Below are 19661 nucleotides of genomic sequence, written 5' to 3' on the forward strand. Positions count from 1 at the left end.
GGTTCCATACAGCCATAGCACTCCATGGCAAGAAGCACAAGCCACCCGCAAGCGGCTGGCTTATTGATCTTGGCTCATCAGAGCCGGATTCCTTCATTTTTCATTGGTCGGCATGCCCTGCCCTGGGTTTGTGCCGCCCGTTGACTCGATATGCACACAGAACAAATCACAGAGCGTGTCGGCAACTACATTGTGACTGCCCTCACCCAAATGACTCACTCCGGCAAGGTTGCTGCAGCGGTTTCCATCCGACGCGGAACCTATGATCGGATTTTCAGGTTTATCCGCCAGTTCGACACCCCGGATATGGCCAGCAAATATGCCCTCGCCGAGGGGCGCAGCATGGTGCTGGACAACCAGTTGAACTGACCTCTTTGTAGAAAGGAAATATTTTGGCCAAAGAAGAATTGATTGAAATGCAAGGCAGAGTGGACGAGGTTTTGCCGGACGCCCGCTTCCGTGTGACGCTGGACAACGGCCACCAGCTGATTGCCTATTCCGGCGGCAAGATGCGCAAGCACCGTATTCGCGTGCTGGCCGGCGACAAGGTAACGCTGGAGATGTCTCCCTATGATCTGAACAAGGGTCGCCTGACCTTCCGTCATATCGAGCGTTCCAACAACAGCAACCCTGCACCGCAGCAGCGTCGCCACTAAGCTTCGGCAGTTGATCTGGTGCGCTACGGTCACCAGCTCTGACATGCTTGTGTCAGCTGCAGGATCACGGGGCCGCGCAAGCACCCGGCCTGCAGCTCAATTGCAAGCTCCGCCTGCTCCAGATGCAGATCGCAGCGTTCAGCTCTGGCTCTTCGACGCTCGCACTGCCTTCAGCGCGTGTCGATATGGATCGCTGAGGCACTCTCACGCCATTTGCTTGAGATTCCCGCAGCCTGCACATCCAGCCTGGAATCAGGCATACACAAAGTCCGCCACCAGTCACCGGTGGCGTTGCTATCGCCGGCCTCATCCCAGCACCAGCCTCTCGCTGCAAGTGTTGAACTTCCTTGTAGATCTGCGACCTTCCTGCACGTAGCGCTGGCGTCGATGCAGCTCATAACCATCAGAGCCAGCATCAACCATACATCTACATGATGCCCTGTCGTGAATCATGCGATAGGCCAACCGGCATGCCTTCGCGGGCAGCAGTGTTCAGACCAGATATTCGCAGGAATACGCTAGCCGGCTTCGGTGCTTTTGCTGCGCCCTGCGCCGACCTCTTGGCCATGGCTCGACAAATACCTCCAGGCAGCGTTCCCCTTTGGCAAGACTACGGATTTGAAATGACGGCTCGCGCCCTCAGATTGCTTGACGGTCGTCAAAGGATCCGAGAGACCAGCTCCGACAGCTCAGCACTCGGCACGATTGCGTCCAGCCGCCTTGGCCCGATACAGGGCTTGATCGGCCGCTTCAACCAGATCCAGCGGACTCGCCAGTCCATGCCTGCCCTGCATGCTTGCCGCTCCTATGCTCACAGTGACATGGCCGAATTGGCTGGACTCATGGGCAATGCCCAGTCCTCGTATGCACTTCAGCAACTCCTCGGCAACGCGCATGCCTCCCTCCAGCGCGGTATTGGGAAGAATGATGGCAAGTTCCTCTCCGCCGTAACGTGCTGCCAGATCCCCTGAGCGCTTGGCCGAGAGCTCCAGCTGCCGCGACACCGCTTTCAGGCATTCGTCACCGGCGACATGACCATAGCGGTCGTTAAAGCCCTTGAAATGATCCAGATCGATGAGCAAAAGCGAGAGCACCGTCCCGTCACGCGCGGCACGCCGGACCTCCAGTTGCAGTACCTCGTCGAAGCGTCGCCGGTTCGCCAGCCCTGTCAATGAATCCAGGGTAGCCAACCGCTCCAGTTCGAGGTTGGCATCCAATAACTTCTCACGCACTGCCATCAAGGATGTCTCGGCCTGCGCACGCTGTCGGATGAGCAGGATCAGGCGCCAGCCTATCAGTGTGACAACTGCCAGCAGTCCTAGCACCACACCTGCCGTCAGCAGCGCCTGGCTTCTCCAGGCTTGCAGTGCCTCATTCCGCCCCCGGGCCACCACCGTGAAAATGGGATAACGATCATTGCTCCTGAAGGCATATAGCCTTTCCGTTCCATCTATGCCGGACTCAAAGGACGCCGTGCCGGATTTCAGGTTTGAGTAGTAGCGCCGAAAGTTGGGTGAGCGAGAGAAGTCGTGCCCCAGATCCTGCTCACGAAATGGATAGCGCACCAGCAACTGTCCGCTGGTCATTACCAATCCAATAGATCCTTGCTCGCCGACATCGATCTTGCCGAACAAGTGCAGAAAGTTCTCTATCCCCAGCACGACAACGATGACCCCGGCAAAGTCGCCTTCCTGGTTCTCAAATCGCCGGCTGATGGTAAGCACCCATTCACCCGTAGAACGGCTGCGTATGGGCGCACCGATGAAGATCTGGTGCGACGGGTTATCCCGGTGATATGAAAAAAAGCGACGGTCAGCGCTGTTGGTTCCCTCGAGAAATCTCCCTCTCGATGACATGAGCCATTTACCGCTCGCATCGATGACGAGCAATTCGTTGAGCTGGGAAAGCAGATGCTCCTGGCGAGCGACCAGCTGTTGCATGCGGACCAGATGCTCAGGCGTGGTGCCCTCCACCTCCAGCCGCTCAAGCATGCCGAGCAGCAGCATGGAGCTCTGGGTGAAGACACCCTCGGCATAGGTGTTCAGCGTCTGTGCAAGATTGCGATTGTTGGTATCAATCTCGCTCAGTGTGCGCTGATGCGCCGACCAGATTTGCCAGCTGGTGGCCACCAGTACGGAGACCCAGATTACCAACAACAGACTAGTCGCCAGTTGAGCATCGCGCTTGGCAGCCAGAACTTTGCACACGCCATCACGACTGGTGACGCCGGTCTCCCTCTTCTTCTTTCGACACCACACCTCGACATTCCTCTCATCGTCAACCTGGCAAGAGCGGCACTTTTGCATTGCCTGCTGTTTCCCTGCTCAGATTGGACAGGGTCGGACGGATTTTCCACCATCTCGTGAAACGACATGGAACAGAGCAGCAGACGAGGCAGAATCTGAAGCTACGGTTCAATCGCTGCCAACGCGGCCGCAGCGATCATTCCTGCCCAAAGAAACATACGGTACAGATCCCAGGGCTGCGGCAGCATCTGCCAAACTGTGCCTGGTGCCCATCGACAGAAGCCATTCAGGCTCTGCCTGCCCGGCTTGCCGATGGGAACGGCAGGCAGACGGGTGATCCATCCAGTGAGCAGGACATGGGCCCTGTCCCCTATGGAGCCGCTGATCCGGCGATAGACGGCACCAGCGCCGAGCCATCACCTGCCAGCACGCGCCAGCTACAGCAACCAAGGCAATACCGTCAGGAAACATCTGCCCGGAAAGCGGCCGCCATGGCCCAGACTTGCAATCCAGCAGTTCGAAGCCTCTTCTGGCGCAGACATGCCTCGATAGGAAACAGGTGATCTGGCTCAAAGCGGTCTTGCAAGGCTCAGCCAATCCCGGCGCCGGTTTGCGAGATCAATGCCCCCCTGAAGCCATGGCATTCAAGTGGTTGCATCTACCACGGTCCAGGTCAAAGCAGCCATCTATTGAACAGCTATGTTTTGAATAGCTTGTTCCGATTGAATTTACTTGATTTCAGATAGAAATCATGTCAAGGCTAATGTATTTCAAGCACAAGCCGCTCTCTTTCTTATAAGAACCAGCACCTCACGCACGTCCGGCGCACAGCCACAGCACAAGTCTCGCTCATGAATTGATACAGTCTCTTCGGTGCATTGCGCTTATGCTCGTAGCGTTTTGAAACCGATGCGGCCATGGCTCGGACCATGGACTGCCCCACCCACCATGAAGAAAATCCTTGCTCTTGTTTCCATCTGCCTGCCTGTGGTGCTGATTGCCACACCACTGAGCAGCCAGGCACATGACCGCCATCACCATCACCACCACAAGCGCGAGCACAAAGAAGAGTACTGGGACGGCCACTGCAAAGTGGAGCGCAAGTGGAAGAGCAATGGCGAGTACAAGGAAAAGCGCAAGTGCAGAAACCGCCCAGATGCCTACTATGCGCCACAACCTGTTTATGTAGCCCCGCCCCAGCCGGTATATGTCGCGCCGCAACCGCAAGGGCTGGTGATTGATTCACGCATCGTGCTCAGGCCCTGAACCGCTATTCGCCCAGCAGATCGACCGCCTCCTCTGCAATCAGATCCCAGACCAGATGCGCGACAGGCGATAGCTCACGCTGCTGCCGCTTGACCAGCATGATGCTGCGCTGCACCTTGGGCACCAGAGGACGGCTGACCAAAGCGGCACTACCAGCTGCCGCGGTCGTAGCAGCCTGAGTTGCCCAGGCCGAGGGAATAGCGAGACGCGGCACCACGCTCAAACCCAGACCTTGCTGCACCATGCTGTAGATGGTGGCCGTATGCCCCACCTCCTGCACCACCGATGCAGCCGCGCCATGCGCCTGCAGTGCGGCATCGATCAGGCGTCGGCTGCCCGATGCATGATCGAGCAACACCAACGATTCACCCGCCAGCTGTGCCCAGTGCACCTCTTGCTTGCGCGCCAGGCCATTCGAGGAAAGGCAGACCAGACAAAAAGGCTCGGTCAGGATGGTCTGTGCATGCAGGTCCTGTTTCTCGGATGGGTCAATCACCACCCCAAAATCCACCTCCCCGCTGCGCACGCTGAGCAGCACATCGCTTTGAATACGATCGAGCAGCTGGATATTGACGCCCGGCGACTGCTGTCTGCCACGCGCAATGCATTGCGGCAGCAGATTCGCGGAAAGTGTGGGACTGCTTGCCACTTTGACGCGCCCCTTGCGCTGTGTCGCCAGGCCCTGCACCTCCAGCAGACAGGCATCCAGGTCCTCCAGCACGCGCGAGAGATTACCCAATAGCAGACGTCCGGCTTCGGTCAGCTCCACCTCACGCGTGGTGCGATGCAGCAGCAGCAAGCCCAAGGCCTGCTCCAGATCCGTCACATTGCGGCTGACGGCAGGCTGGGTCAATGCCAGGGCGTCGGCCGCACGACTGAAACTGCTGCTTTGGGCCACTGCCACAAAGGCACGTAGTTGACGCAGGCTGATATTCATATCAAAAAATTATAGGTCTATCGAATAAATCCATTTCTCTTTTAAATGGATTGCGTGTCCAATACGCAGCCATCGCGCACCGGCCCGGTGCTTTGCATGGATGGCTTCAGTTCAAGAATATGTCTCGCCCCCGCTTTGTCCCCGATAACTTCACGCTGGCTTTGATTGCCACCGTCGTCCTCGCCAGCTTTCTGCCTGCATCCGGCCAGTTGGCCGAGTATGTGGAAATTGTCACCACAGGCATCGTCAGCCTGCTGTTCTTTCTGCATGGCGCCAAGCTCTCGCGCCAGGCCATCCTGGCGGGCATAGGTCACTGGCGCCTGCATATCTGGATCTTCATCGCCACCTTTGTACTGTTCCCCGTTCTGGGACTGGTACTGCGCCCGGTGCTTTCGCCCATGGTCACCACCGAGATGTATATCGGCGTGCTGTTTCTTTGCACCCTGCCCGCCACGGTGCAATCGGCGATTGCCTTCACCTCCATGGCGCGCGGCAATGTGCCCGCCGCCGTGTGCAGCGCGTCCGCCTCCACCTTGCTGGGCATTCTGGTCACGCCGATTCTGGTGAGCCTGATCCTGCACAAGAATGCGGAAGGCGGCGATGCCTTGCATGCCATTGGCAAGATTGCCATGACGCTGCTTCTGCCCTTTGTCATCGGCCATCTGATGCGCCCCGTGATCGGCGGCTTTTTGCAGCGTCGCGCGTCCATCATCAAGCTGGTGGACCAGGGCTCCATCCTGTTTGTGGTCTATGCGGCCTTCAGTGCTGCCGTCATCAGCGGCCTGTGGAAGCAGACACCACTGCCCTCGCTGCTGGGCTTGATCGTGTTGTGCTGCATTCTGCTGGCCGTCGTGCTCCTCATCACCACCTGGGGTGCACGCCGCCTGGGCTTCAGCAAGGAGGACGAGATCACTCTCGTTTTCTGCGGCTCCAAGAAAAGCATGGTCAGTGGTATTCCCATGGCCAATGTGCTCTTTCCCGCCGCCTCCGTGGGTGCAATCGTGCTGCCGCTGATGCTGTTTCATCAGATACAGCTCATGGTCTGCGCCGTGCTGGCGCAGCGCTATGCCAAGCGTGTGCAGATCGCCGACCAGAGCGAAGCTCATTAGGAGCACAAGACCCATAAAAAGGGGCGCTTCATGCGCCCCTTTTTCTTTTCATGGAAGATCAGTCATTTCAAGTAGCCAGCGTCAACGCGTTTTGCTGATGCAACAGCTTCGCAGCCTCCGCATTGACGACATCGGTCACCACCACTTGAATTCCAAGCCCTGTCGCAGTCTCGACGATGGCTTGCAACAGATGCAAGGCACCAGGGCTTTGCGCAGCCTGCTCCGAGAATTCTCCCCCCAGCTTCACATAGCGCAGCGGCAAGGTATGGAGCTTGGTCAAGCCCATGGGCTGCTGATCCAGGCGACGCAGCCCCACGCCCACACCAGCCATTGCCATGGCCTGGCAGAATTCAGTGACTTCATCGGGATACGCCGCAAGTCCGTGCGCATCCAACTCCAGACAGAGTAGCGGCAAGCGGCGCGCCCATCCCGGAGCGTTCAGCTCTTCACGCAGTCGCCCCAGGAAGTCCGGCTGAGCCAGCGAGGGCAAGGAGATTCGAATGACCAGCTCGCAGTCGTTCTGTTCAAGCCACGCAGCCCCGAGGGCCACCGCTCGCAAATCGAATTCTGCCGACAAGCCCAGGCGCACGGCGACCGGCAGGAACAACGACCCCATCAAGGTCTCACCTGAAGCAGTGCATAGCGAGAGCGAGGCTTCGCCACGCTCCTGCAGCCCATACCTGCCCCTGAATTGCAGGGGCTGAACGGACAGGGAAAGCGTATCCCGAGCCTCCAATGAACCAATCAGCATCTGACGCCACAAGGTTTCCCCAGCCAGATCAGAGACCACCTCATCATCCCCGTAGGTCACATACTCCACCTCTGCCTGGCCCGAACTCTCGGCTCGCATCAGACCGTAGTCCAGCCGCGCAAGCACGCCTGTGACCGAACTCGATGCCGAGTAATCGGTCAGGGCAAAGCTCCAGCGGCACCATTGGCCGCTGCTCAAGGTCACACGCATGGACAGCAGCACCTGTCGGATCTGCTGCACCAGCGACATGGCCTGGGGCCCGGCCAGGGCCGGCATGAGAACCACAAAGTCCGAGCCATTGAGGCGTGCCAGCTGAGCCTTGCACTCGGCACGCCCCCTCAACACCTGATTGACCTGTTCACCCATCGCGGCCAGCCAGGCATCGGCACTGGCTCGGGACATCTGCGCATTCAGAGCCAGCAGATCTCGCTGCCTGAACAGCATCACATGGCCATGTGCCGCAACGCCATCAGCTCCGCTGAGCGCACGACGCAACTCATTGACAAAGTATTTGCGATTCGGCAGCTGAGTAACAGGATCACGATTGACCTCCAGCTCCAGTGATTCGATACGCGCCATTTGCTCCTGCGCCGTAGCCTGCACCCGCTCTCGGGTGTCTGCAATGGCACTGAGTACGGGCACCAGCTCGGCAACGACGGCCCTGGCGGGCTTCGCCAGTACCTCACTGCCGGCTTGACGTCCAATCGCCTGAACCTGTGCCGAGATTTCCTGCTGCAAGACCTTGCGAAACCATCTGAACAGCAGGACTACAAAGAAAGCCCAGGCCAGCCCGGCCAGCACCACCACACCCGTCAAGCGCACGCTGCTGCCCCACAGTGCCTGGCTCGCATAGCTGTTGTCCACAACCAGCGTCAATTGCCCAACCTGCTTCCAGCCGTCGCTGATCACACGCTCTGCCTTTGGCGAACGCAGCGGCAGCATCTCCACAAACCACGGCGGAGCAGCACTGTCCTTGAGCTTGGCTGCAGAGGCAGAACCATCGGTAACGCCGTTGTCGCGTCTGCGCTCGAACAAGGTCTCGCCCTGCGGGGACGCCAGGCGGATCAGCTTGAACTGCCCGCCATCGAACAAGGCCATCATCAGCAACTCCTGCGTGACCGGATCCTGGTTGGCCGGCTGCGACAGCGACAAGGCCAGCGAAGATGCTGCGTTCTCGCTCTCGGACTGCAACTGCCCATCCAGATACTGGCGCGCAGCACCGATGCTGAAAGCCAGGGTGCCGATCAAGATTGCCACAATGGCCACCGTCACGCTGATCAAAAGTTGTTTTAACAACGACATCTTGCTGCCTTATCTGTGTCGACCATTCAACATCGCCCCACTGTCCGCACTGCCAAACATGGCATTCATGGCAAAAAACCTTCCTGCTTCATGCGCGCCAGCAGATCGCGCCAACGCGTGATCCTGTCCACCGAAGCAGGCTGTGCGCCCGCGACATATACACCCTGTGCATTGAAGCTGAATACAGGAGTCAAGTCCTTGCGCTGGCTTGCCGGCATGATGTTGTCCAGCAGACTGTCCAGCACCAGCGGCTCGGCTGCGGGTGTCTCGTAATAGCCCAGCACCATATGCGCAATGCTCTGCGTACTACCCACGCCCCCCAGGCGGGCACGCACATAGATCAGGCGCAGTTTCTCTACCGCGATGCCCAGGCGCAGCAGCGAGAAATACTTGCCAATCACGTAATCCTCGCAGTCTCCAGCCCCCCTGCCCAGGGTTTCAAGGGGCGTGGCCCAATAGTCCGACTGGGACCAGAGGACGCTGTCCTCCGACTGCAGCACTGCGCGATTCCAGAACGTGTTGACGGCCGGCAGTTGCTGCTGCAGCGACCTGTCTTTCTGGGCTTGCAGCATCGTCAGCCACTGACCCAGCCTCTGGACACCTGCGGCACCATAGCGGGACTGCATGCTGCTCTGCAGCCGCTCGCCGTCGAAATCCAGCGCAACGGCTTCAAACCCGTTCTGCAGCGCCCAGGCTCCGAGAATCGCCGAGCCATACAAAAGCATACCTCTGCGCGACAGGCGCTGCGTTTTTTCCACGGGCTGTGGAAACAGTAGGCTGGGCGAAGTACTCAAGCGAGTTGCAAAAAGAGCAAGCGCGCAAGACATAAATTGCTTGAGACGCCTGTAAATATTGTGATGACTGCTATGAATCTTGAAAGGTCGACGAGAACACAGACAAGATTCAATGCTCACAAATGTAACCAATCAAGCAAGTTCTTGAAACAACCTGCCGATCACAGCCGAGCGAAGAGGCAGAAGACTTGATATTTCAAGACTTCTGCCTGACCTCACCGGGGACTGCTTATCAGCTGTGGTCGATCTTGAGCTTGCCTTGATCGATCAGCTCCTTGATCAAGGCGTTCTGATCCGCCGTGCTGGTCAACGAGTGCCCAGCGGTGAGATCCACTCCCTTGAACGTGATCAGTTGATCGTAGTTGGAGCCTGAGGTACCCAAATTTCCATCGGTAGAGACCTTGAGTACGGTATCTGCACCACTCTTGGAGAAGTTCAGGAACTTGGACAGATCCGTGCTGCTCTCCTCTCCTTGCAGCAGATCATGCAGGTCCAGCACATCATTGCCGTTGACGTCGGAGCCGCCCTTGCCGAAGTCGTTGATCACATCCTTGGCAGGAGCGTCAGGTGTTCCCTGATCGCCCTTGAGCCAGACAAAGATATCGTCGCCCGCTCCGCCGATCAGAATATCGTCGCCCTTGCCACCAATCAACGTGTCGTTGCCGGAGCCCCCATCCAATGTATCGTTGCCAACTCCACCGTAAAGGATGTCATTGCCATCGTCGCCGAACAGAGTGTCGTTGCCGCCCTGGCCGTAAATGATGTCGTTGCCGTTGCCGCCATGCAATTCGTCACTACCGCCACGCGTATCGCCCTGCACGTCGAACATCCCATGGTTATCCGAGATGAACTTGTGCAGATCGGCGTCCGTAGGTTGTACGCCGTTCTTCAGGAACAGAAACTGCTTGAGTCCATCCAGGCCGGACCCGTCCAGGTAATCGGCGGGTTTGGCGGGATTGCCGTTGACACCCCACGGCAGCTGGTCCGTGTTGATCGCATCCCCGAACAGGATGTCATGGCCGTCGCCGCCGAAGATCTTGTCGTTGCCGACAGGCGCAAGTTCGCTGGTCGTGCTGCCGCCGATCAGCGCAGTCGCTAGGTCCGACGGATTGAGTACGACCTGCGAGTTGTCGGTACGGCCGGTGGTGTACGTACGGATGTTGTCGATGTCCACGCGGAGTTGGCTGCTACCCGAGGTCTTGTCGTTCAGAACGAACTGATAGAGGTAGTCGCCCGGACCATAAATCCCGCTCGTCTTGGTATTGGCGTCGGTACCAGACTCAACTTCCTTCCATTCCGAACCGTTCCACTTCAACAGAACCCACTTGAATGTATCGCCCGTATTCTTGTTTGCGACAGTTGCATCGAATCCGAACGAGGCGCCAGCGGGATTGGTTACCGTAATCTTGTTGGCCGCATTCATGGTCACGGTAAATGCCTGACCGTCAGCGGAGGTATCCGTGACGCGCATTTTGTAGCTATTGCTGCCATTGTTGTTGTTGCTGCCAATTCTCGTCACGGAACCCGTGCCGTCCTGTTGCCACGTGTTCGGATTATTCGCGCCCGTGGGGGAGCTTCCTCCGGAGAAATCTACGTAGACTGATCCACCAGTGGAGAAGCGGCCGCCGGTGTTGTCGTAGTTGTTCAGCGTCGAGGTGGAGACGCCCGAGCCGATGCCGATGCCATGTACTTCGCTGACGCCGGCCAGGGAGCTGAACTCAGTGTTGCGGTCATAGCCCCACAGCCCTTCGGAAGTGGGTTCACCGTCGGTCAGGAAGAATGTCAGGTTCTTGTACGCGTTACCGTTGCTATCCACCGTGGGCTGTCCGTCAAACCAGGACTTGGTTTCATGGAAAGCGGCGCCATACGGCGTGCCGCCGTCAGCCTTCAGACCCAGCAGGATGTTCACCATCTGATCGACATTGTCGGGGGTCAGACCAGAGATGGCCTTTTGCATCTTGGCGCTGCTATCCGCGAACGTGATCAGCGACACGTTGATAGTGCCATCGTGGTTTGCCAGCTGATTTTCCAGCAGCGATTTGAGTGCTTTTTTGGCAGTATCGAGGCGCTTTTCCTGGTTGGAACCACTGCCCCAGGTGTAGTCCATCGAACCCGACAGGTCCAGTACCAGCGCGATGTTGTAGCTGGTGCCCGGCGTCACGTTCTTCAGCATGCCGCCCTGGTCTCCCAGCAGCACGTCGTCGCCCGAACCTCCCTTCACGGTTTCGTCGCCGTTGTTGCCCGTCGCGAACTGATCCACGTGCAGTGTGAATGTCTGCTGACTGGACGAGTCCTGGCCGCCGTTGGCGGTACCGCCAGTGTCCTTGACATGGAACTGGAAGGATGCGCCGGCGTTTTCGCCGACGTTCGAGGCATTCGGCGTATACACCAGCTTGCCACCCAGCAAATCCGCCGCGCTGATCTCTTGACCTTGCGTCACAGCCTGGCCATTGAAGTACAGCGTGCCACCGGAAGGTAGGGAATCGATGATCACCGACTTCATCGAATGGCCTTCCACTGGATCCGAGAACGCGAAGTCCTTCGTGCCGAACACGTAGTCCTTGCCTTCGGTCACATGGCCGAAACCGTCCTTGGATACGGGAGCATCGTTGACCGGCAGGACATTGATGTTCAGCGTGGAGGAAACCTGGGCGGTGCCGTCCGATACGGTGTACGTGATTGTCGGGACTACCCCGTTCCAGTTGGCGTTCGGCGTGAAGATATAGCTGCCGTCGGCTTTGATGAAGATCGCACCGACGCCAATGACGTTGGCCGTGGAGCCTGCCGTGTACTTCGTGCCGTTGATCGTGAATTCAGCGACGGTCAGCGTGTCGCCGTCCTTATCGGTGGCGCCGACAAGCACGTTGCCGGACACCGAGTGGTCTTCCAGACCCTGGTTGGTTTGGGCCTGGAGCAGCGGTACATCGTTGGTGCCGTTGATGGTGATGGTGATGGTGCTGGTGGCGGTGCCATCGGCGGAGGCAACCGTGTAGGTTTCAACGATCGACTGACCAGCCTTCAGGAACTGCACCGCGGCGTTATCGACCTTGTAGGTGTAGGTGCCGTCGGGGTTGATGTCGATGGTGCCCAATTGGCCGCCAGTATGCGTGGAGCCGGTGAACTTGAGGCTGCCCGCGTTGAAGGTCGACTCGCCGGTGTCGGTGTCGTTGATGGTGACGGCGCCGTTCACGCTGAGCTTGCCGCCGGAGACACCCACGTCTTCGGTGACCGACTTGGCATCGTTTGTCACCGTCGGCACGTCGTTGGTGCCGTTGATGGTGATGGTGATGGTGCTGGTGGCGGTACCGTCGGCGGAGGCGACCGTGTAGGTCTCGACGATGGACTGGCCGGCCTTCAGGAACTGCACCGCGGCATTGTCGACCTTGTAGGTGTAGGTTCCGTCGGGGTTGATCGTGATGCCGCCCAGCTGGCCGCCGACATGCGTGCTGCCGGTGAACTTGAGGCTGCCGGTATTGAAGGTGGACTCGCCGGTGTCAGCATCGCTGATGGTGACGGCGCCGTTCACGCTGAGCTTGCCGTCGGATACACCCGCGTCTTCGGTGACCGACTTCGCATCATTGGTCACTACGGGGATGTCGTTAGTGCCCTTGATCGTAATGGTCAGCACTGCCACGCTGGAGTCGCCATCAGCATCGGTAACGGTATACCGGATGGTTTCGGTCAGGAGCTGGCCCGCCTTCAAGGCTTGGACAGCGGACAGGCTGTTGTTGAGCTGGTACGACCAGGTGCCGTCGCCGTTGTCCACCAGCGTGCCGTACTTGGCGTCGCCGGTGGTGATGACAACCGTGCTGGCATCGGCGCCGAGCGTGTCGTTGGTCAGCACGTTGCCGGTGATCGCAGCGGTGGCGTCTTCGGTGACGGTGCCGCCGTCATCGTCCTTGGCCACGGGGGCGGTGTCGATGATCTGGATGACCAGGTCGTTGCTGGTGGACTTGCCGGCCACGTCGGTGACGGTGACGGTGAAGTGGTCCTGGACGCTGTCGTCGCCTGCCGTGTGGTCGTCGGCGCCGCCGGTTTCCTGGTAGGTGTAGGTGATCTTGCCGCTGGCAGCGTCGTAGCCGCTGACGGTCAGGATGCCCTTGTCGGTGGTGATGACGACCGGGGTGGCGGCGGTGGCGCCGGTGACGTCCTGGCCGCCGACGGTGACGCCGGCGATGCCGGCTTCGGCGGTGACGGTCACGGAGCCGGTGACGGTGTCGCCCGTGCCTTCGACCACGCTGTTGTGGGCGCCGGTGACCGTGCCGTCACTGTCCTCGGGGGTGATGACCGGGGGCGCATCCGTCTGGCCCGTGATGGTGATGGTCAGCGTGGCGGTGCTGGTACCGCCTTCACTGTCCGTGACGGTATAGGTGATCGAGCTGGTTGCCGTCTGGCCGGTAGCCAGGTACTGGAAAGCATTGCCGGGGTTGAACGAGTACGAACCGTCGGCATTCAGGATGAACGTACCGCCGTTGGAGCCAGCCGTCGGCGTGCCCACGCTGGCAGTGGCACCATTGACTTGCGAGACAGTCAGGATGTCGCCATCCGGGTCAACGTCATTGACCAGGACGCCGTTCTGAGCGTCGACGTTGAGCGTGGTGTCCTCGTCCGTGGTACCAGTATCGTCGGCAGCAGAGGGGGCCGGGTTGGTAACGTCCCAGTTGAAATTCTGGGAGGTCGTAGCACCGGACGGGTCGGTCGCAGTCACGGTGACCGTGTAGACACCGTTGTTGCCGCCCTGCGAAGCGGAATGATCGATGCTGCCAGTGATTAGGCCGGTGTTCGGATCGATGCTCAGGCCGGGCGGCAAGCCGGTCGCAGTGTAGGTGAGCTTATCGCTGGTGTCAGGGTCCGAGAAATGGCTGGATACGTCATAGCTCACACCGGTTTGAGCATCGATGCCCGAAGTGTCGGAAATGGAAGTGGAAACCGGACCGTCGTTGGTACCAGTGATGGTGACGGTGATGGTCTGAGTCGCTGTGCCGCCGTGGCCGTCGTCGACGGTCACGGTGATGGTGTCGGTGACCTTCTGACCTTCGGCCAGGGCCTGCACCTTGGGATCGTCGTTGTTCAGCACGTAGGTCCACTCGCCGTTCTGGTCGACCGAGAAGCTGCCGTACTGACCCTTACCTTCGTTGCTGACGCTCCAGCTGTGGGTATCGGTGATGTCGACATCGGCCACGTCGAGCTTGCCGGTGACCACCGACACGCCGTCTTCGGCCAAAGCCCCATCGGCCTTGCCGGTGAGGACGGGATCGTCATTGGTGCCAACGATGGTGACAGTCAATGTCGCAGAAGAACTGGCGCCGTCTTTATCGACCAGGGTATACGTAAAAGTTTCGACCAGGGTCTCACCCACACCCAATGCCTGCACAGCATTCAAGCTGCTATCAAGCTGATAGCTGTAGCTGCCATCGGAATTGAGGGTAATCTTGCCGTACTGCCCTTGATCTGCACCGACCAGAACAACTCGATGTTCTGTCAGAGTCCCTTCACCCAACCTGTCGTTGGCGAGCACATTGCCTTGCAAGGCAGATACGGCATCTTCGAAGATCGCACCCGAATCAGCACTTGCCTGGGGAATGCTTGTGACAGGCTGAGGCGGCGTAACTTGATCCGTGTTGTCCGCCAAAGCGCTCACCCCACTAAAAAGTGGAAGGACGGTAGTCGCTGGTACAGAACGTCCATACTCCAGCGCCAGCGGCGACACTGCCTCAATGATGCTGGAAAGGCGCACAAAAGTACTGCCACCCTCGCTGCCGCCCGACAATGTGGCCGCCGTGGGATCCAGCTCATCGAACGGATCCTGGCCAGCGTTGATGGCCGCAATGATCTGGTCAATCTGTGCATTCGCGGGGCTCGCCACAGCAGCCTCTTCCACGGTGGGCGGCTGAATCAGGTCCGCAGTGAGATGCACATCCTGATTCTCGCCCACCATCAGCGGTGGCTGGCCACCCACCTGCAACTGCACGGTGCTGCCGGAAGCCGTCACTATCTCGGCGTCAGCGGGGATGCGCATGCCTTCACGGAGTTCCGTCAGATTGCCATCAGGACCACGCATCCAAGCTTGGCCAGTGAGTTTGGTAACGAGAACGGTTTGAGCTGCCATGAGGGTCTGCCTATCCAGTCAGATTAAAAAGTGAAGGTGCACAAAGGCACCTCTCCAATATTTCAGCTGAATGTTAGAAGCCAAGGCCCCACAGCACTATTGGCGCCAAAGCCAATCGGGATCTGTTTTATTCGATCTCTGCTGCTGTAAATCAAAAAAGCCTGAAGCCTGCAATATGCAGGCTTCAGGCTTTTCAGCAACAGGCACTCGAGAGGAAAGAGGTGACTATGTATTCATCAGCAGCCCAAAAATCAGGTTCAAGCCAGCTGCTTGCGCCCGATACCGTGAACCCTCAGGGTCAGCGCCAATCGATCCTGTACCTGCAGCTTTTCAAAAACCGCAGACAGATGGGCGCGCACGGTACGCTCGCTGATAGACATGCGCTCGGCGATCTCGGCATTGCTGTCGCCCAGCGATGCATAGCGGGCCACCTCCTGCTCGCGTGCCGACAACGGCTCGGCCCAGTCTGACTCCTGCTCAGGCAGGCGGGCGTCCACATCGCGCAGCAAACGCTGCAGCAAAGAGCGTCCGAGCCAGATATTGCCGCCAGCCATGCTTTGCAGCATCCGCGACAGCACCTCCGGGCTCGATTGCGCATGGGCGTAGCCCGATGCTCCGCGGGACAGCAGGTTTCGCCCCTCCTCATCGCGAGGACGGTTGCTGAGAACCAGAACCTGAAGATCCTTCAGCAGCTCAATCCAGCGGGCCGCAGTCGACTCGGGCAAGGATGGCAGGGCTGCATCCAGCACCACCACGGTACGACCTTGCTGCTTCCAACGTTGCAAATCGGCCAGGCTCTGGCCGCGCGCAGGCATCCACTGAGGGCCTGCGATCTGCTGCCATTCCTGCCACAGCGTGGCATCCTGAGTCAGCATCAATACAGGCAAGGCATTCATAGAGTTCCTTTGTAATTGTTGGCGATCCATGAACTAACGTTCGATCAATGCGTTGGACTTGGCACGCAGAATCGGCTTGAGCAGATACTGCATCAGGGTGCGCTTGCCCGTGAGGATATGCACCTCGGCCTGCATACCGGGAATGATGGGGCGCGAGTCATCGCCCACGTGAGCCTTCTCCGTGCGCACCTTCACGATATAAAAGGAGTTCCCCTTTTCGTCGGTAATGGTGTTGGCACCGATCTGCTCCAGTTTCCCCTGCAGACCTCCATAGATGGCAAAGTCATAGGCAGTGAACTTCACTTCGGCCTGCTGACCAAAATGCAGGAAGCCGATATCGCGTGGATTGATTTGCACTTCCATCAACAAGGTGTCATCCAGCGGCACGATGTCTAGGATGTCCTTGCCCGGCTGCACGACACCGCCGACGGTATTCGCCATCAAGGTGTTGACCGTGCCGCGCACGGGCGCGCGCACCTCGGCCAGCTTGACGCGATCCTCCAGCGCCACCTTGCCCTGCTCCAGGGTGCCCAGTTTGGCCTGGGTTTCCGAGAGCTCGGAGCGAGACTGATTGCGCATATTCAGTTCCGACTCCTGAATCTTGCGCTCCGCTTCCTGAATCGCGGCCTGAATGCGCCCGATTTGCGCACCGGCCGCCTTGGCCTCGCCACAGAAGCGAGCCACATCACGCTGCAGGCGCAGCAAATCCACTTCGGACACTGCCCCGCTCTTGAGCAAGGGGCGAGTCACCGAAAGCTCTTCGGACGTCAAGCTGCAACTGGACGAGGCCTGGTCGCGATTGGCCTGGGTTTCGCGCAGCTCTTGCTGACGTTGGCGCAGCTGGTCACGCGCAATATTGACGTTGGTGTTGAGCTCCTGGGAGCGGCTTTCCCACATGCGCCGCTCCATCTCCACCAACTGAGGCGCCAGAGCCTGCACATCTTCCGGAGCCTTGAAAGGCTCGCCCGATGCCAGGGCCTGAAGACGCGCGGCCTTGGCCTTCAAGGCCAGAAGTTCGGCCTTGTTCTCACCCAGGGATGAGCTGTAGCGCGTTGGATCGATGCGCAAGATGACCTGCCCCTGCTCCACATGCTCGCCGGGATGCACCAGAATTTCCTTGACGATGCCACCATCCAGGCTTTGCACCACCTGAACCTGACGAGAAGGAACCACCTTGCCCTGGCCTCGCACCACTTCATCAATGCGACCCAGGCAAGCCCAGAGCAGCAGAACCACCACGGTGACCAGAGATACCCATATCAACAGACGCGAACCACGCGCCTGCTGCTGCCCGGCAGCCCACTGCGCATCGGCCTTGAGGTCATCTGGCCGATGCGTTCCGACAACCTCGCTGCCGTCAAGCAGCCATCGCTCCACTCGCGTCCAACGCTCCTTGAGCGCACCCTTGAAGTGCGACGGCTTTTTTTCTGGTTTGGACTCGCTCATGCTCGCCCTCCTACTCCACCAATCCGCCCCTGCTTCAGGGCCTCGATCACCTGATCCTTGGCTCCATCGGCAACAATTCTGCCGCCATCAATCACGATCAGCCGGTCAACCAAGGTCAACAAGGCCGTGCGATGAGTAACCAGCAAAATGGTCTTGCCCTGGGAAGCCTCTTCCAGACGACGTTTGAGTTGTGCCTCGCTCTGGTTATCCAGATTGCTGCTAGGCTCATCCAGCAACAATATGGCCGGGTCATTGATCAGGGCACGAGCGACAGCAATGGATTGGCGCTGGCCGCCAGAAAGTGACTCGCCCCGCTCGCCAACCAACATGTCGTAGCCCTTGGGATTACGCGCCGCGAAATCATCCACACCCGCGATGCGTGCCGCATGCAGCATGTCCGTCTCATCCGCGAATGGCGCGCCCACCAGCAAGTTGTGCTTCAAGCTGCCATAGAACAGCATCGGGTCCTGCGGCACATGCCCGATGGCCCGACGCAGATCCACCGGGTCTATCTGACGGGCATCCATACCATCGATCAGAACCGAGCCTTCACTGGGCTGATACAGACCCAGGACCAGCTTTTCAAGCGTGGTTTTGCCTGAACCGATACGCCCAATGATGCCAACCCGTTCGCCAGGCCGGAGCGAAAAGCTCACCCCCGAAAGACTGGCCTGCTCGCTTCCCGGATAGCTGAAGCTGACATTGCGAAACTCGATGGCGCCACGCAGATCCGGACGTGAGACGAATTCGCGCTCAGCCTCGTGCTCGACCGGCATCTTCATATAGTTGTCAATGGAATTGAGCGAGGTACGCGCATTGTGAAACTGCATCATCAGCCCCGCCACCTGACCAAAGGGTGCCAGACAACGCCCTGCAATCATGGAAGCTGCAATGATGCCACCCATGGAAAGTGACGCATCCTGCACCTGGTACACGCCGATGACGACCACGGCTATGGTGACCAGTTGCTGCAAGGTCTGAACGAAGTTCACCGTACCGGACGAGATGAACTTGATCTTGCCCCCCATATAGGCAATGTACTGAGTGGAACTCTCCCACAGCCGCTGCACTCCGCTTTGGGCATTGAGTGTCTTGACCGCCTCCAGGTTGGTCAGCGACTCCACGAGCAGCGCGTTGCGCTGAGACGAAGCCTGAAAGGTCTTGAGCGTCAGACTCTCCATGCGTGCCTGGGCCCAGAAGGAAACCAGCAAGATCGCTGCGATCGCCACCACAGGCGGAATCAGCATCCAGGGCGAAACCCATGCAATCGCCACCAAAAACAGAAGCACAAAAGGCAGATCCACCAAGGTCGTGAGACTTGCAGACGCAATGAAGTCACGAACCGACTCAAATGAGCGCAGATTGGCCGCAAACGAACCGACGGATGCGGGTCGGCTCTCCATGCGCAAGTCCAGGACGCGCTCCATGATCTGCGCGGACAACTGCACATCCACACGCTTGCTCGCGGCATCCACAACATAGGCACGCGTCGTCGTCAGCACAAAGTTGAAGATCAGCACCAAAGAAATGCCGATAGCCAGCACCCACAATGTTTCCACCGCGTTGTTGGGCACCACCCGGTCATACACATTCATGCTGAACAAGGGCATTGCCAGTGCGAAGACATTGATGAGTACGGCTGCCAACAGGGCATCGCGGTACAAGCGTCGATTCTCAAGGATCACCGCCCAGAACCAGTGACTGCTGCGGGGCTCCATGCCTTGCTGCACGGAGCGCGGCTCGAAGCGAAACTGCGGACGCACAAAGCACATCAGCCCAGCGTAGTCCTGCTGCAAGACCTGGGCCTCTACCTCGACCGGACTCTCCGACTCCGGATACTGCAACAGGAAGCGACCACTCTCCAGCGCTCTGAGCAACAGACAGGCACGGTCTCCATGGAGAATCAAAATTGCCGGCAGCAAGCCCTGAGGAACGTCGTCAAGACTGCGCTGCACGATACGCGTGCTGAACTGTGCGCGAGCCGCAGCCCGAGCCAGCAATGAAGGCGTCAGGCGCTGATCCACCAACGGCAGACCATTGCTTAGTGCCTGAGCCGTATAGGGCTTGCCATGCAGGTGGGTGAGCTGCACCAAGCAATCCAGCAAGGGATCAGCATGGGTCTCATGGGCCGGCATGCGCCAGTCCCCCG

At 58.9% G+C, this 19661-nt stretch carries 12 protein-coding genes; 4 read left to right on the top strand and 8 right to left on the bottom strand.

What is annotated here, in order from left to right; translation table 11 throughout:
* The first annotated feature begins 150 nt into the window (after positions 1 to 150).
* Positions 151 to 369, top strand: a complete 219-nt coding sequence (locus tag CTR2_RS17880) for a hypothetical protein (protein WP_003053604.1) — start codon at positions 151 to 153, stop codon at positions 367 to 369.
* Between the two features lie 23 nt (positions 370 to 392).
* Entirely contained in the window at positions 393 to 656 is a 264-nt protein-coding gene (gene infA / locus CTR2_RS17885; RefSeq protein ID WP_003061434.1) for a translation initiation factor IF-1, read from the top strand.
* A 689-nt stretch (positions 657 to 1345) separates the two neighbouring features.
* Here the strand turns inward: infA and CTR2_RS17890 are convergent.
* The gene (locus CTR2_RS17890) at positions 1346 to 2914 is read right to left on the bottom strand and encodes a sensor domain-containing diguanylate cyclase (protein WP_087082187.1); all 1569 of its coding nucleotides are present in this window, start codon (positions 2912 to 2914) and stop codon (positions 1346 to 1348) included.
* A gap of 936 nt (positions 2915 to 3850) precedes the next feature.
* On the opposite strand from CTR2_RS17890, the gene CTR2_RS17895 reads away from it, so the two are divergent.
* Entirely contained in the window at positions 3851 to 4168 is a 318-nt protein-coding gene (locus CTR2_RS17895) for a hypothetical protein (protein WP_034366026.1), read from the top strand.
* Between the two features lie 4 nt (positions 4169 to 4172).
* On the opposite strand, the gene CTR2_RS17900 is transcribed toward CTR2_RS17895, so the two are convergent.
* Complete coding sequence (locus CTR2_RS17900; RefSeq protein ID WP_087082185.1) at positions 4173 to 5105, bottom strand: LysR family transcriptional regulator; 933 nt, start codon at positions 5103 to 5105, stop codon at positions 4173 to 4175.
* 119 nt (positions 5106 to 5224) lie between these two features.
* Between CTR2_RS17900 and CTR2_RS17905 the strand changes: the two genes are divergently transcribed.
* Entirely contained in the window at positions 5225 to 6214 is a 990-nt protein-coding gene (locus CTR2_RS17905) for a bile acid:sodium symporter family protein (RefSeq protein ID WP_087082184.1), read from the top strand.
* 67 nt (positions 6215 to 6281) lie between these two features.
* Here the strand turns inward: CTR2_RS17905 and CTR2_RS17910 are convergent, their stop codons facing one another.
* From CTR2_RS17910 to CTR2_RS17935, 6 genes are all read right to left on the bottom strand, one after another.
* A complete protein-coding gene (locus CTR2_RS17910; protein ID WP_254913262.1) occupies positions 6282 to 8267 on the bottom strand; it encodes a bifunctional diguanylate cyclase/phosphodiesterase in 1986 nt (661 codons plus the stop codon).
* Positions 8268 to 8332: 65 nt separating this feature from the next.
* Positions 8333 to 9061, bottom strand: coding sequence for a transglutaminase-like cysteine peptidase (locus CTR2_RS17915; protein ID WP_087082180.1), 729 nt, complete (start codon positions 9059 to 9061; stop codon positions 8333 to 8335).
* 232 nt (positions 9062 to 9293) lie between these two features.
* Positions 9294 to 15170, bottom strand: coding sequence for a retention module-containing protein (locus tag CTR2_RS17920; RefSeq protein ID WP_087082178.1), 5877 nt, complete (start codon positions 15168 to 15170; stop codon positions 9294 to 9296).
* Between the two features lie 257 nt (positions 15171 to 15427).
* Positions 15428 to 16066: a response regulator transcription factor gene (locus CTR2_RS17925; RefSeq protein ID WP_087082176.1), complete on the bottom strand. Its 639-nt coding sequence runs from the start codon at positions 16064 to 16066 to the stop codon at positions 15428 to 15430.
* 33 nt (positions 16067 to 16099) lie between these two features.
* Complete coding sequence (locus CTR2_RS17930; protein ID WP_087082174.1) at positions 16100 to 17512, bottom strand: HlyD family type I secretion periplasmic adaptor subunit; 1413 nt, start codon at positions 17510 to 17512, stop codon at positions 16100 to 16102.
* Entirely contained in the window at positions 17509 to 19647 is a 2139-nt protein-coding gene (locus tag CTR2_RS17935; RefSeq protein ID WP_176391709.1) for a type I secretion system permease/ATPase, read from the bottom strand. Before CTR2_RS17935 ends, CTR2_RS17930 begins: the two co-directional genes overlap by 4 nt.
* Positions 19648 to 19661: the final 14 nt, after the last annotated feature.

The organism is Comamonas thiooxydans (genome assembly GCF_002157685.2).
Taxonomy (GTDB): domain Bacteria; phylum Pseudomonadota; class Gammaproteobacteria; order Burkholderiales; family Burkholderiaceae_C; genus Comamonas; species Comamonas testosteroni_H.

Excerpts from the sequence above, each read along its gene's own strand:
- CTR2_RS17880 (WP_003053604.1), top strand. The coding sequence starts at position 151 with ATGCACACAGAACAAATCACAGAGCGTGTCGGCAACTACATTGTGACT.
- CTR2_RS17920 (WP_087082178.1), bottom strand. The coding sequence starts at position 15,170 with ATGGCAGCTCAAACCGTTCTCGTTACCAAACTCACTGGCCAAGCTTGG.
- CTR2_RS17905 (WP_087082184.1), top strand. The coding sequence starts at position 5,225 with ATGTCTCGCCCCCGCTTTGTCCCCGATAACTTCACGCTGGCTTTGATT.
- CTR2_RS17925 (WP_087082176.1), bottom strand. The coding sequence starts at position 16,066 with ATGAATGCCTTGCCTGTATTGATGCTGACTCAGGATGCCACGCTGTGG.
- CTR2_RS17900 (WP_087082185.1), bottom strand. The coding sequence starts at position 5,105 with ATGAATATCAGCCTGCGTCAACTACGTGCCTTTGTGGCAGTGGCCCAA.
- CTR2_RS17895 (WP_034366026.1), top strand. The coding sequence starts at position 3,851 with ATGAAGAAAATCCTTGCTCTTGTTTCCATCTGCCTGCCTGTGGTGCTG.
- CTR2_RS17930 (WP_087082174.1), bottom strand. The coding sequence starts at position 17,512 with ATGAGCGAGTCCAAACCAGAAAAAAAGCCGTCGCACTTCAAGGGTGCG.
- CTR2_RS17935 (WP_176391709.1), bottom strand. The coding sequence starts at position 19,647 with ATGCCGGCCCATGAGACCCATGCTGATCCCTTGCTGGATTGCTTGGTG.
- CTR2_RS17910 (WP_254913262.1), bottom strand. The coding sequence starts at position 8,267 with ATGTCGTTGTTAAAACAACTTTTGATCAGCGTGACGGTGGCCATTGTG.